The organism is Gloeocapsopsis crepidinum LEGE 06123 (assembly GCF_015207655.1).
GTDB classification, from domain to species: domain Bacteria; phylum Cyanobacteriota; class Cyanobacteriia; order Cyanobacteriales; family Chroococcidiopsidaceae; genus Gloeocapsopsis; species Gloeocapsopsis crepidinum.
Map to the genome: position 1 here is coordinate 87,443 of NZ_JADEWN010000002.1, position 13,972 is coordinate 101,414.

12 protein-coding genes are annotated in these 13,972 nt (G+C 41.8%); 7 read left to right on the forward strand and 5 right to left on the reverse strand.

Annotation, left to right across the window (positions count from 1 at the left end; genetic code table 11):
• Positions 1–11: 11 nt before the first annotated feature.
• Positions 12–386 carry an STAS domain-containing protein gene (locus tag IQ230_RS01325; RefSeq protein WP_228054482.1) on the reverse strand — a complete coding sequence of 125 codons (375 nt, stop codon included), beginning with the start codon at positions 384–386 and terminating at the stop codon, positions 12–14.
• Positions 387–1,146: 760 nt separating this feature from the next.
• Between IQ230_RS01325 and IQ230_RS01330 the strand changes: the two genes are divergently transcribed.
• Entirely contained in the window at positions 1,147–1,779 is a 633-nt protein-coding gene (locus IQ230_RS01330) for a DedA family protein (RefSeq protein ID WP_193930090.1), read from the forward strand.
• 257 nt (positions 1,780–2,036) lie between these two features.
• Here IQ230_RS01330 and IQ230_RS01335 read toward each other — a convergent pair whose 3' ends face one another.
• Positions 2,037–3,239: an argininosuccinate synthase gene (locus IQ230_RS01335; RefSeq protein WP_193930091.1), complete on the reverse strand. Its 1,203-nt coding sequence runs from the start codon at positions 3,237–3,239 to the stop codon at positions 2,037–2,039.
• A 250-nt stretch (positions 3,240–3,489) separates the two neighbouring features.
• On the opposite strand from IQ230_RS01335, the gene IQ230_RS01340 reads away from it, so the two are divergent.
• The 6 genes from IQ230_RS01340 (at position 3,490) to IQ230_RS01365 (ending at position 10,526) form a co-directional block, all read left to right on the forward strand.
• A complete protein-coding gene (locus IQ230_RS01340) occupies positions 3,490–4,440 on the forward strand; it encodes a glycosyltransferase family 2 protein (protein ID WP_193930092.1) in 951 nt (316 codons plus the stop codon).
• A 116-nt stretch (positions 4,441–4,556) separates the two neighbouring features.
• Positions 4,557–5,366, forward strand: coding sequence for a 30S ribosomal protein S2 (gene rpsB, locus IQ230_RS01345; protein WP_099702599.1), 810 nt, complete (start codon positions 4,557–4,559; stop codon positions 5,364–5,366).
• A gap of 61 nt (positions 5,367–5,427) precedes the next feature.
• Positions 5,428–6,087, forward strand: coding sequence for a translation elongation factor Ts (tsf, locus tag IQ230_RS01350; protein WP_193930093.1), 660 nt, complete (start codon positions 5,428–5,430; stop codon positions 6,085–6,087).
• 228 nt (positions 6,088–6,315) lie between these two features.
• The gene (locus IQ230_RS01355) at positions 6,316–7,164 is read left to right on the forward strand and encodes a hypothetical protein (protein ID WP_193930095.1); all 849 of its coding nucleotides are present in this window, start codon (positions 6,316–6,318) and stop codon (positions 7,162–7,164) included.
• A gap of 140 nt (positions 7,165–7,304) precedes the next feature.
• Positions 7,305–9,800 carry an ATP-dependent DNA helicase RecG gene (gene recG / locus IQ230_RS01360; protein ID WP_193930097.1) on the forward strand — a complete coding sequence of 832 codons (2,496 nt, stop codon included), beginning with the start codon at positions 7,305–7,307 and terminating at the stop codon, positions 9,798–9,800.
• A gap of 300 nt (positions 9,801–10,100) precedes the next feature.
• A complete protein-coding gene (locus IQ230_RS01365; RefSeq protein WP_228054483.1) occupies positions 10,101–10,526 on the forward strand; it encodes a hypothetical protein in 426 nt (141 codons plus the stop codon).
• A 150-nt stretch (positions 10,527–10,676) separates the two neighbouring features.
• Here IQ230_RS01365 and argB read toward each other — a convergent pair whose 3' ends face one another.
• From argB to IQ230_RS01380, 3 genes are all read right to left on the reverse strand, one after another.
• Positions 10,677–11,570, reverse strand: a complete 894-nt coding sequence (argB, locus tag IQ230_RS01370; protein WP_193930100.1) for an acetylglutamate kinase — start codon at positions 11,568–11,570, stop codon at positions 10,677–10,679.
• Positions 11,571–11,656: 86 nt separating this feature from the next.
• Positions 11,657–12,232 carry a shikimate kinase gene (locus IQ230_RS01375; RefSeq protein ID WP_322742247.1) on the reverse strand — a complete coding sequence of 192 codons (576 nt, stop codon included), beginning with the start codon at positions 12,230–12,232 and terminating at the stop codon, positions 11,657–11,659.
• A 130-nt stretch (positions 12,233–12,362) separates the two neighbouring features.
• The gene (locus IQ230_RS01380) at positions 12,363–13,883 is read right to left on the reverse strand and encodes a helix-turn-helix transcriptional regulator (protein ID WP_193930102.1); all 1,521 of its coding nucleotides are present in this window, start codon (positions 13,881–13,883) and stop codon (positions 12,363–12,365) included.
• Between the last annotated feature and the right edge of the window lie 89 nt (positions 13,884–13,972).

Here is a 13,972-nt window from a genome sequence, read left to right on the forward strand (position 1 = left end):
AAAGAAAAATCTTAAGCTGCTAGGATAGCAGGCTCAGTCAAAGTCAAAACAGCATCATAACTTTCACAGATTTCAAAAACAGAATCAAGTTGAGTCAGTTCTAAAATTAACTTGATAGGCTCAGGCAAATGACATAACACTAAGCGACAATTGTTTCCTCGCGCAGCTTTTAACCCTGTAATTAAAGCTACTAAACCGGAGCTATCCATGAAATCAACTTGTGCAAGATCGACCACCCAAAGAGTACCGCGTTGTAGCATCAGCCTCATAAACTGAGCCTCTAATAGCTTGCTACCATCACAATCTAATCTTCCTTGTGGTTGAAGTACGAGCATTGGGCAATTTTCGTTTGTAATCGTCATATAGTTTGTGCGTGTAATTGACATTTGATAAAAACACAAAAATAGAAAATTTCATCTTCTAGAAAAGCAACTTGTAGAATTGCCCAAAAATATGGGTCTATTACACCTATGCAATCTTTAGATGAAACTGGTAATTACGTCTATTTATCTAAGTGGAAAAGACAAACCTTTGAATCAATCCAGTAATTAATCGACCTTAAAAGTCTGTAAGGTTCGATTGTATTAATCATGTTTTCTCTACAGTTTTATTAACTGATCAAAAAGCATGAGATACTGCTTAGACTGGATGAGAGGAAGTATGCCACTAAAAACCTATATTAATTTGTTGTTTTTGTAACATTACTTCAACTAATGCCTTTATTATTTGAACATATTGACTGTCTTCGTAGTTAAGTTCATAGCTTATGGTCGTTAATGAAGTACGATCCTAAAGCTATACGTTTTAATCCCCCTACTATAAAACACTGACACAGAATGATCTCAGTAGATTTTGGGAGCTTTACGGAATCTTTATTAGGTAGAGCTGCTTTTTTAAAGCTTTCATAAAGTAAAAACGAAAAATAAAATATTCAACGATAATAGAGGTTTATGTCTCTGAGCGATGTACCTAACTAAAAGTCCTTAATTGCCAGTTAGCAGCTTTTAGAATATGCATCCAAAAGGGATATATAACTTTAGATAGATTAACTAGAACCTTAAAACAAAAACCGTATTTCCTATTTGACAGCCCTAGCAAAACCAAGCCAAGATGGAGAAAACGTAAATCTTTGTAAAGGCTGCGGGAATGTCTCTGGAGTTTGTATCACTGGAGAAGATCCAGGAGTTTGCGCATTATTACGGCTACTGGGCAATATTTATCGGTATTTTGCTAGAGAACTTGGGAATTCCCATCCCAGGAGAAACTGTAACCTTAATTGGAGGTTTTCTAGCTGGTAGTCAAGAACTCAATTATTGGTTTGTTCTAGGTAGTGCAATCTTGGGCGCTGTTCTTGGTGGCACTTGCGGATATTGGATTGGCAGATATACGGGTTGGGAATTTATTCTTCGTACTGCTGGTTTTTTTCGTATTCCCGCAGTGCGGTTAGAGGAACTGAAAGACAAATTTAGTCAAAATGCAGCTAAAGCAGTATTCTTTGGGCGATTTATTGCTTTATTACGCATCTTTTCAGGGTTATTAGCTGGAATAGCTGGGATGTCTTTTGGCAAGTTTTTTGTATACAACTTAGCTGGGGCAGCCGTATGGGCATCTGTGATGGTTACTTTAGCTTTCTTTGTAGGACAGGTTGTGTCTTTAGAACAGTTAGTGTCCTGGGTAGGTGAATTTGCCATCTTAGCCTTAGCTATTGCTACTGCTTGGATTGTTGTTCCCTTGTGGTGGGAGTCACGCCAAGTTAAGAAAATTGCCAGTGAAGACTAAGAGCAGAGGTGCAGGGAAAGCAGGAGAGATAGAGGGTTTTGAGTTTTGAGTCGTGAAGTGTTGAGTTTAAGAGAGTTATGAGTTATGAAGAGTCTTTTAATTCAAAACGTGCTAACGCACCGCTACGCTAACAAAACTCATAACTTAAAATAATTGCCTCCAGCACCTTTGTTCGCTTTCCAAAACTCTTTCAACTCAAAACTCAAAACTAACCACTAGCTACTAATCACTCGCTCCTAGCCCCTAGCCTCTACCCTCTAGCCTCTGACTTGCTTTGACCAAATTCGAGTTGGTAGTCCCCAAACGTAGATGAATCCTTCTGCAGCTTTGTGATCAAATTGATCGTCAGCACCGTAAGTTGCTAAATCTGGAGTGTAGAGAGAATTATCAGACCAGCGCCCGACAATCGTTGCGTTCCCCTTGAAGAATTTAAGACGCACAGTACCAGATACACGCTCTTGGGTTTTTTGCACAAAGGCATCGAGTGCACCTTTGAGCGGACTGTACCACAACCCGTTATAAATCATTTGGCTGTAAGTTTCTTCAATACCACGCTTGTAGTGGGTGACATCTGCTGTTAAGGTGAGGCTTTCTAAGTCGCGGTGCGCTTGAATTAAAACCAGCAAAGCTGGTGTTTCGTAAATTTCCCGTGATTTGATCCCGACTAAGCGGTTTTCTACCATATCAATGCGCCCAACACCGTGATTACCAGCAATTTGGTTGAGTTGAGCGATCAGTTCTACAGGTGCGATCGCTTCTCCATTTAGTTTGGTAGGCAGACCTTGCTCAAAGCTGATTTCAATGTATTCTGGCGTGTCAGGAGTATCAGCGATCGCCTTTGTCATCAAATAAATTTCTTCAAGTGGTTCGGTGCGGGGATCTTCTAAAGGTCCAGCTTCAATGCTGCGACCGAGTAAGTTACGGTCAATACTATAAGGCGAGGATTTTTTGACTGGCGCTGGAATACCGAAGCGCTCGCCATACGCAATTGTTTCCTCACGACTCATTCCCCATTCGCGTGCTGGGGCTAGCACTTTCAAATTTGGGTTAAGTGCAGCAATAGAAACATCAAACCGGACTTGATCGTTACCTTTACCAGTACAGCCATGCGCAACCGCATCTGCACCGTACTTTTCTGCGGCTTCTACCAGAAGCTTCGCAATGAGGGGACGCGCCAAAGCTGTTGACAGCGGATAGCGATTTTCATACAAAGCATTTGCCTGAATTGCAGCAAAGGCATAATCTTTAACAAAGCTTTCTTGTGCATTGATGACAAGCGATTCGCTAGCACCTGATTGCAGCGCTTTTTGTTTAATTGGTTCTAACTCATCTCCCTGCCCTAAATCTGCGGCTAAGGTAATAACTTCTGCAACGCCCCACTCCTGTTTAAGATAGGGAATACAGACGGAGGTATCTACTCCACCGGAGTATGCTAGTACAACTTTGGTAGCACGACCCATTGATTCCTCGATTTAGCAAAACAACGAGTGATTATTATCTAACTAATTTATGCGCATTCTTGTCAGCCATGGCACAGATTTATTTATCATTCCGTCATAAGTCATGATGACTTACAAATTGACAACGATCTATGGCAATCGTGTTAATGGGTAAAATTCATGATGAATGCTGGTTGTTTACTTGCTCAGATTCAAGCCTGGCTAAAAGCTAATCGTATTATGACTTTTGTAGGTGGTGCTAGGGGGAAGCGTGTTTTTTAGTATTGTGATTCCAACTTACAATCGTCAGCCGATTTTAGCGAAATGTTTAATAGCCCTCGAACAGCAACTTTTAGCAGCTGATAGCGCCATCGAGGGTTACGAAGTTGTCTTGGTAGACGATGGTTCGACAGATGGCACTTTAGAGTGGTTGCAAGACAATGCTGCTGAGTTTCCTCACGTGCGATCGCATTTGCAAGATCACCAAGGACCAGCAGCCGCGCGGAATTTGGGTGTAGAGCGCGCGCAGGGAGATACGATTATTTTTATTGATAGCGACCTCGTTGTTACAGAAAATTTTCTCCAAGCTCACGCTGACGGGCTACAGCAAGGACAGCAAACCTACGGTAGCGATCGCGTTTTTACCTATGGTCTTGTAATCAATACTTGCAATTTTGCCGATCCTACGGCAGAACCGTACAAAATTACCGATTTTTCCGCGGCTTATTTTGCGACGGGAAATGTGGCGATCGCCCGTCAGTGGCTGGAGAAAGCAGGGTTATTTGATACTCGATTTCAACTTTATGGCTGGGAAGATTTGGAGTTGGGAGTACGCTTAAAACAATTAGGCTTAAAACTTGTCAAATGCCCTGCGGCAGTTGGCTATCACTGGCACCCTCCCTTTAACCTCAAGCAAATTCCCAACCTAATTGAAAAAGAAATTCAACGCGGGCGCATGGGAGTTCTATTTTATCAGAAACACCCCATTTGGGAAGTGCGCATGATGATTCAAATGACTTGGTTGCACCGTTTGCTTTGGGGACTGCTTTCACTAGGTGGTAATCTCAACGAACGTAGCTTGGCTCCTGTACTTCAGTGGTTAATCGATCAGGGTAAACCGCAGTTAGCCCTGGAAATTGCGCGGATTTTTCTAAATTGGTACAACGTTCAAGGTGTTTATTCGGCTTACTCTCAAATGCAGTCTGCTTCCCGCGCCAAGTAGGGATTTTGGTGTGATACACTAGTAGAGTTGACCAAAATCGCACATCCAGTTTTTTCGGGTGTTTCCTGTAAGGAAATACACCTGGATGGAGGATTAACCCGAAATTAGGAGAAAATATGCCGGTTGTCTCATTGGCGCAAATGATGGAGGCAGGAGTTCACTTTGGGCATCAAACCCGACGGTGGAATCCTAAAATGGCTCCATATATCTATACCTCCCGCAATGGAGTGCATATCATTGACTTGGTACAAACTGCCCAGTTAATGGACGATGCATATCAGTATACGCGTACTGCCGCAGAACAAGGTAAGAAGTTCCTCTTTGTCGGTACAAAAAGGCAAGCAGCCGGAATCATCGCCCAAGAAGCAGCACGTTGTGGTTCGTATTACGTTAACCAAAGGTGGTTGGGCGGAATGCTGACTAACTGGACAACAATCAAAACACGTGCAGAGCGGTTAAAAGAATTGGAGCGCCGCGAAGAAAATGGAGCACTAGATTTGCTACCAAAAAAAGAAGCTTCGGTACTGCGCCGCGAGATGGCAAAGCTACAGAAGTATTTGGGTGGAATTAAAACGATGCGTAAAATTCCTGATGTAGTCGTGATTGTAGACCAGCGTCGGGAGTACAACGCCGTACAAGAATGTCAAAAACTAGGGATTCAAATTGTGTCAATGTTAGATACTAACTGCGATCCCGATGTAGTCGATGTTCCCATTCCAGCCAACGATGACGCAATTCGCTCAATCAAGCTAATTGTCGGCAAATTAGCAGACGCAATCTATGAAGGACGTCACGGTCAGCTAGAAGCAGAAGAGGAATACGATTACGAAGGTGCAGAGGAAGATCTCGAATACGACGAAAGCGAAATCGAGTATACTGACTCATTGCTACCAGACGAAGAAGAGGAACAAACCGAAGAAGAATAGAATATAGCTTTCTGGAATTATCTGAAAGCTCCAATTTAGTTAAGTAGGAAATTGAGGCAAGATGGCGGAAATATCTGCACAAGTCGTCAAAGAGCTACGCGAAAGAACCGGCGCTGGCATGATGGACTGCAAAAAAGCGCTGAAAGAAAACGACGGTGATATGGACAAAGCCATTGAATGGCTGCGACAAAAAGGTATCACCTCTGCTGACAAAAAAGCTGGGCGCGTAGCAGCAGAAGGACTCGTAGGTAGCTACATTCACACTGGCGGTAGAGTTGGTGTATTAGTAGAAGTCAACTGCGAGACAGACTTCGTGGCTCGTCGTGAAGAATTTCAAACGCTGGTGCGGAACATCGCCATGCAAGTCGCGGCTTGCCCGAATGTCGAGTATGTCAAAGTAGAAGATATCCCAGCCGATATCGCCCAAAAAGAAAAAGAAATCGAAATGGGGCGGGACGATCTGGCGAAAAAGCCAGACAATATCAAAGAAAAAATCGTTCAAGGTCGAATTGAAAAACGCTTGAAAGAAATGACTTTGATGGATCAACCCTACATTCGCGATCAAAATATTTCTGTGGAAGATTTAGTGAAACAAGCGATCGCGCAATTAGGTGAAAATATCCAAGTGCGTCGCTTTGTCCGCTTTGTCTTAGGCGAAGGTATCGATAAGCAAGAAAGCAATTTCGCAGAAGAGGTCGCTGCGCAAATGGGCAGTAAGTAAAATTAGGGGCGAGGGGTGAGTGATTGGTGCGTGAATTTTTTTGAATCTTAAAGAGTTTTGGAAAGTGCAGCGTGCCGGAGGCAACTATTTTGAGTTTTGAATTACAAAGAAGTGTCTTAACTCATAATTCAACACTCATAACTTCCCCTCACTCCTCGACGCCACTTGCTACAACGGGGGACACCCCCGCAACGCAGTGGCTCCCCCTCACCCTTAGTTTTTGAGGCAATGGCAACGATTGAACAAATTAAACGAGAGATTGCAGCTTTAGAAGAAGCGTGTCGCGTTCTTGCAGAAGAACTTTATGCGGCTTACACTAGTTATTTCATAGCCTTAGCGAAAGCTGTACGGCAACAAGCAATCTTAGCTACTTATCACTTGTGTACACAGGGCTATCCAGAAGCGTTTTTGAGTTTATCTTTTAGCCAGCGACAGCAATTGCAGCAAGATGTACGTAGGGTAATACGGGAAGCAATTGATCAGTTATTGGCGATAACACAGGTTGAGGAAAAAGAAAACTTAGAACAAGAAATTAGAGAAGATATCAAACTGGAAGCTACAGAAGAGGCATTATTAGAATCTGTTAGTCCTCCTACGACAAGTTTTAGCACTCTGGTGAGATTTCCAACAAATCCGATAGATCTGCTCAAGTGGCAGCAAAATATCGAGCAGGCGATCGCCTCGCAACTGAAAACGATTTCGCGTGAAATTAACTATCTACTTCAGCAAGCAAAGATTTTGCCAGAGAAACTCCCCTTTCCATTACTCGATGCAGCATTAAACGCACCAGAACTTCCAGCTGAAGCGACTGCTGGACCGCCAAATTTATTAAACTTATTAGTAGAAGCAGAAAGCAATAGCAATCAAGAAGAATCCAGCGTCACTACGCTTGTTGCTATCTATCTACGGCTAGGCGAAATTGAGTTTGCTGATGCGACAATAAGAACTGAGCGCAACCACATTCGTCATCTAGAAACCCGAAGCCGCACTTTATTGAAAGAATATTACAAGAAACAGCGCGAGCAAGCCATTGCAGAAGCAGAAGCAGCGTGGCGTGCTAGCTGGTTTGAAGATTAGCATTGTATTACCGCTGCGCAGAGTTAAGAATAATGAATGAAGTTAACTCAAAATTCAAAACTTTGAAATTACCTAGTCCAAATTTAAGTATTAAAGTTATAAAGAGAACCGATCGCTCTCGGCTGACTTGCTAATCACTTATGACATCACTAGATTTAGGGCGATTGCAAAAAGCATTGGCAGTAGAAGCAGAACGCGGCTTTGCTGATTTAATAGGTAAGCAATATCGCTTTAGTGAATTTCTCTGTCTTAGTTTTGGTAAACCTCCAGTAGCTCTGCCGTTAGACGAGCGTCAGCGGTGGCAAGAAATAGCAGCACAATTTGCCAAATATCCAGAATTGCCATTAGAAGAACGACAACACCTGGTAGCTGAAGCACGGAGATGCGTGTATCATACACAACGATATCAGCGTGGGGACAATGTCACAAAGCAAAGTACAAAAGAGCGATCGCCCCACTCAACAAAAACGAAACTCCCGCCGACAACACCCTTAGTACAACCGCTACAGACAGAAGCCGCAATCCGTATTGCACCGTACCTAGAGCAACCCTTAAAAAGCTTACCCGAAGTAGGAGTGAGAAGAAGTGGTTACTTAGCAAAACTGGGGTTGTATACAGTACGCGACGTTCTATTTTATTATCCCCGCGACCACATTGATTATGCACGACAAGTCAATATCAAAGAATTGCAAGCAGGAGAGACAGTAACACTATTAGGAACAGTCAAGCGCTGTACTTGCTTTAATAGCCCGCGCAATCCTAAATTAACGATCCTGGAACTTGTCCTTAAAGATAATACTGGTCAAATTCGGATTAATCGTTTTTTTGCAGGAGCGCGATACGGTCATCGTGGTTGGCAAGAACAGCAAAAACGTCGCTATCCTGTAGGTGCAGTTGTTGCTGCTTCTGGATTAGTCAAAGAAAGCAAATATGGTTTAACCTTAGAAGACCCCGAAATTGAAGTTTTGGCACATCCAGGAGATACGATTGATTCGCTGACAATCGGTCGAGTAGTACCAGTTTATGCTTTGACTGAGGGCGTAGGTGCAGATATGGTACGCAAAGCGGTTACGGCGGCTTTACCTGCGTGCGTACATCTCAAAGACCCCTTGCCATTTCGCCTGCGCGACAAGTATGGTTTGATGGAACTAAAAGCGGCGATCGCTAATATTCACTTTCCCTCAGATAGCACTTCTTTGGAAGTTGCTCGACGTCGCCTTGTTTTCGATGAATTTTTCTATTTACAACTCGGTTTACTACAACGCCAACACAAAGCACGTCAAATTCAAAACGGTGCGATTTTAGCACGTACTGGAAAACTTATTCAAACATTTTACCAACTACTACCCTTTGAACTGACTAACGCTCAATCGCGAGTTGTTAACGATATCCTCGATGACTTACAAAAAACAGTACCGATGAATCGTTTGGTACAAGGAGATGTAGGTTCGGGAAAAACTGTTGTTGCTGTCATAGCAATCCTTGCAGCGATTCAATCAGGTTATCAAGCAGCGTTAATGGCTCCAACAGAAGTGTTAGCAGAACAACACTATCGCAAATTAGTTAGCTGGTTTAATCTGTTGCATTTACCCGTAGAACTGTTAACAGGTTCTACAAAAACTGCAAAACGCCGCCAAATTCATGCTCAACTAGAAACAGGTGAATTACCGCTATTGGTCGGTACTCATGCTTTGATTCAAGAAAAAGTCAATTTTCAACGTTTAGGTTTAGTTGTGATTGACGAACAACATCGTTTTGGTGTAGGACAACGGGCACAGTTACAGCAAAAAGGCGAATCTCCGCACGTCTTGACAATGACAGCTACTCCCATTCCCCGTACGCTAGCGCTAACATTACATGGCGATTTAGATGTTAGTCAAATTGACGAACTACCACCAGGAAGACAACAAATTCAGACAACAGTTCTATCAGCAAAAGAACGCAGTCACGCCTACGACTTAATTAACCGCGAAATTGCCCAAGGACGTCAAACTTATATCGTTTTACCTTTAGTAGAAGAATCAGAAAAGCTGGATGTCCGTGCTGCTGTCGAAGAACATCAACGACTCCAAGAAAGTATTTTTCCGCAATATCAAGTAGGCTTACTTCATGGTCGCATGAGTTCAGTTGATAAAGATACTGCTATTCATCAATTTCGTGACAATCAAACACAAATTTTAGTGTCAACAACCGTCATCGAAGTAGGAGTTGATGTACCCAATGCAACTGTGATGATGATTGAGAATGCTGAGCGTTTCGGTTTATCACAACTGCATCAATTACGCGGTCGTGTGGGTCGGGGTGCAGCGAAATCTTACTGTCTTTTGATGAGTAATTCTAAAGCAGAGACTGCACTATCGCGGTTAAAAGTCTTAGAACAATCGCAAGATGGCTTTTTCATTTCAGAGATGGATATGCGCTTTCGCGGTCCTGGAGAAGTCTTAGGGACAAGACAATCAGGATTACCAGACTTTACTTTAGCAAGTCTTGTAGAAGATCAAGAAGTTTTGGAATTAGCAAGAGCCGCCGCAGAAACAGTAATTGAACTTGATGCAACTTTAGAACGCTGGCGTTTGATGAAAGCTGAGTTGGAATATCGCTATCAAAAATTAATGGGTGGTGCTATCTTGACGTAGATTGTTAGCGATTAGTGATTAGCTGAGAATGCGAGTGGGAGTGAATTTGCTACTAAATAAATAAACATCCACCTCCGTAGACTACGGGTAAGGCATGCCTCACTCCAAAATCTCATCTTAATGTACGAAAGTACACTTTGCTTGAATAGCCTTGACTTTAGTCTAAGGGCATCTGTGATTTATGCAGAATGTCTATTGAGTTGGTAAAACAGATAGAATTTTAACAGAAGTATATAGTTAAACATTGCTACGGGTTGGCTATATCTACAACTCAGTAAAAATTTATTGGCAATGAAAGTTATGATTCAATTCAAAAGACTATTGAGTGCAACTAGCGTCTTAACAATTATGGTTTCTGGTGCAGCGCTGATGACGACACTATCACCGCCAGTCGCGGCTCAGTCAGCAATATTTGTTGGTCAAGAAGCTCCTTACAGAGTCAGTCAACCGCAGATGGTAGGTTCTTTTATCTACGGTAGTCCTATTCCAACTCCTATGCCTGTAGATCCTGTCACTGGATTTTCTGTTCGTCGGACTCCAATAAATTCATGGAATTCTACTCCTACGAGGAGAACAGGTACAGTTGTTAACTCTACGCTAGTCAATCCTGTTTTAGTGAATCCCACAATTCGAGATTCAACACTCATCAATCCAGTTATTCTCAATTCAGGGCATCGCCGTATTAATAGAGTTCCTTCACGCGTTATTATTATCCCCTCAAACTAGAACGGGGGAAGCAGAGGAGATCGAGAGTTATGACTAGAAGAAGTAGGAATGTTAAGTTATGAGAATTCTTGTCATTCAAAACGTGCTAACGCACCGCTACGCTAACAAAACTTAAAATTCAAAACTCTTTCACTCACTCCTCGCTCCTATCTACCCCATAAACTCAGAGGCTACAATCATTGAGCCAATACCACTATCGGTAAAGATTTCTAGCAGTAAAGCGTGAGGAATTCTCCCATCGATGATATGGGCAGCATGAACGCCTTGTGCGAGCGATCGCACGCAACAGTTAACTTTTGGAATCATTCCACCGCTCACAACGCCTTGTGAGATTAGTTCTCGCGCTTGTTGAATGTCTAGTTTATGCAGCAAGCTAGAAGGATCTTTATACTCTTTCAAAATTCCTGGCGTATCAGTCAGTAAAATTAATTTTTCCGCACCTAATGCGGCAGCAAGTTCACCTGCGGCAGTATCGGCATTGATATTATAAGCTTGACCTGTTTCGTCTGCTGCCACACTTGACACAACAGGAATATAACCACTCTTAACTAGCGCCTCCAAAATATTGACATCCATATTAGTGACTTCTCCGACAAAGCCAATACCCTCTTGACCTTGAGGACGTGCTTTGATCAAATTACCATCTTTACCACACAATCCAACCGCAGAGCCGCCAGCACGGTTAATTAGAGAGACAATTTCTTTGTTAACGCGACCAACTAACACCATTTCTACGACATCCATTGTTGCCGCATCCGTGACGCGCAAGCCATTTTTAAATTGTGGTTCAATTCCCAACTTATCTAACCAGCTATTAATTTCTGGTCCACCACCGTGGACAACGATTGGTCGTAGCCCTACATAAGATAAAAATACAATGTCGCGAATAACTTTATCTTTAAGCGAACTATCTTTCATTGCCGCACCGCCGTATTTTACAACAACGGTTCTTCCGGCAAACTGTTGAATATAAGGCAGTGCTTCACTCAGGACTCGAACACGGGTGGCTTCAGTTTCTCTAATATATTCGCTATCGTTGAACATAAGCAGCTTTTATAAAGCAAAAAGTATGCATTGCAGTTTAAAAGAATTTGCGTTTTTCAACAATCTCAATTGCAACAATTTCAAATCTAAAGTTGTGTTGTAGGTGTCTCGCCCTTCTTCAAGACTTGAGGAATTGCTGCTAATATTCGCGTAGCAAGTTGTTCTGGCGTTTCTTCCAAATTTACATTAACTCGGAGATCTGCTTGTGAATAAAGCGGTTGTCGTTGTTGCAATAGAGTTTCTAGCTGTGTGCGCAAGTCACCCGCTTGGAGTAATGGTCGAGTTTCATCAGTATTTAAACGGGTATAGAGCAATTCTATCGGTGCATCAAGCCAGACAATTAAACCGTGGTGCAAATAACTCCAATTTTCGCGTCGCAGGACAATACCACCACCCGTGGCGATCGCTAAATGTGTATAGGCACAAACTCTTGCTAAGACTTGAGTTTCTATCTGCCTGAATGCTGATTCACCACTTGTCGCAAATACTTCGCTTATTGATTGCTGTGTTACTTGAGTAATAATCTCATCTGTATCCACAAATTTATAGCCGAGTTTGGTTGCTAAAACACGCCCTACTGTTGTTTTACCAGTCCCCATCATGCCAACTAAGTATAAGTTGACTCCTTTCAATAAATTATTTTGCTCAACTGACTTGTTCACAACCTTATCGTTCAGTTACTTACTATTGATTAATATTAAAACTGTAATATAAAAATCTTAAACACTTCATAAATTTCTTTTTTCTCTATGCTTGCTGCACTGAAGTGGTTCATTAAAGAGTTGTTCTAACTCAAATAAATTTGCTATAAAAATTGTCAGTTTTGGTTACTGTGCTCAAATAGCTTTGAATATTTCCCTTTTTTAAAAAAGAGATATCTTGATGATTTTTGATACTTTGATAGATGCGATCGCTTAATTGTTCAACTATATAGGCAGTGAAACACTTTTTTTGAATAATCTGAGGGGCATTACTATCTATAATGTTTCGTCGTTGCAGAAAAGCGATCGCATCCAAAATTTCTAAGTTTGAAGCGTCGAGTGGTATTTCGCTTTGTAAATTTGAGACTAAATTAGACTGAGGGTTTAGTGTCAGCCAGTACAAGACTTGTTCTTCTAGCACAGATAAACGAGATAACTGCTGAGCGATAACTTCTCTCATATCGCTAAAAATAATATTTCCCTGCGCTATAAGTTTGGCGATATTATTAGCAAATACATCTTGAACTACTGTCGCAGCAATTTTAATAAATAAGGGATTACCAGAATAGTAATCAACAAGAAAGTGGCATTCTTCTTCGGAGAAATTGACAATTCCTTTAACTTGCAGAATTGAAGCAACCTCAGTACAACTGAGTCCTGAAATTTTTAATACTCGCACTGGTAAGGCGGCACCTTGGATAGCTGCAATCTCATGAGGCTGTTCTCGGCTAGTAAAAACTAAGCAGCTTTGATGTGAAGATTCTCCAAGACGTCGAATGAACTCGGCATAGCCTTGATAGCCTTCGATATATTTAAAAGAGCGATCGCCAGTATCTAAAAGATCCTCAAGACCATCAAGTACAATCAGGCAACGAAAAGCGCGGAGATATTGTAAAAGCTGCGAAATTTGAGCGTGGGTATCTTTAGCAGGGGAAATTGATTCAGTCGCAAAAAACTGCAGCAGTTGCTCTAATATATCTTCTATGCGTGGTGCGAAGCAGAGCGATCGCCAAATAACATATTGAAAATGTCCTTGAACTTGTTCAGCAATTTTTACTGATAAAGCTGTTTTACCAATACCACCCATGCCTAGTAGGGCAACAATGCGACACCGATCGTCAACAATCCATTGCTGTAGCGATCGCAGTTCTTGATTTCGTCCGTAAAAAATTTGAGCATCAATTGCTTCGCCCCAATCTTGTTTGGGCGTTGTCACGATATTATCCAAGTGTTGATTTGGCAGCGGAGTAGATGCATCATTTATCTTGGCAGTTAAATTTCTATATCCCGCCTTTTCTAGTAGTTGAGCGACGCGACTCCAATTTTGGATTTTAACAGAGTCTCCTGTTTGAAAACTCAACATCTCTTCTATATACTTATATAATCCATTTGATAAATAAACTCTGACTGTACTGCTACTACGGTTTTGATAAATAATGCTGGCTATCTCTGCTGGACTGTAGCCACACAGTAATCCTCTAAGCAATGATCTTTCTACAGCAGTCAAAGACTTTTCCTTTGCTTTGGCTAAATCCATGTACAGCTTGTCTAAATTCCAGAGTTCTTCTGCGGCTGTAAATTGTGACTCTACTAGCTTTGTTTTAGAGTGCATTTTTTCATTAACTTTTAATTTCTGTTGCTACACAATAACAATGTAGTTGATTTTTTTTAACGATTAACAGCGTTAAGCTAACGATTTAC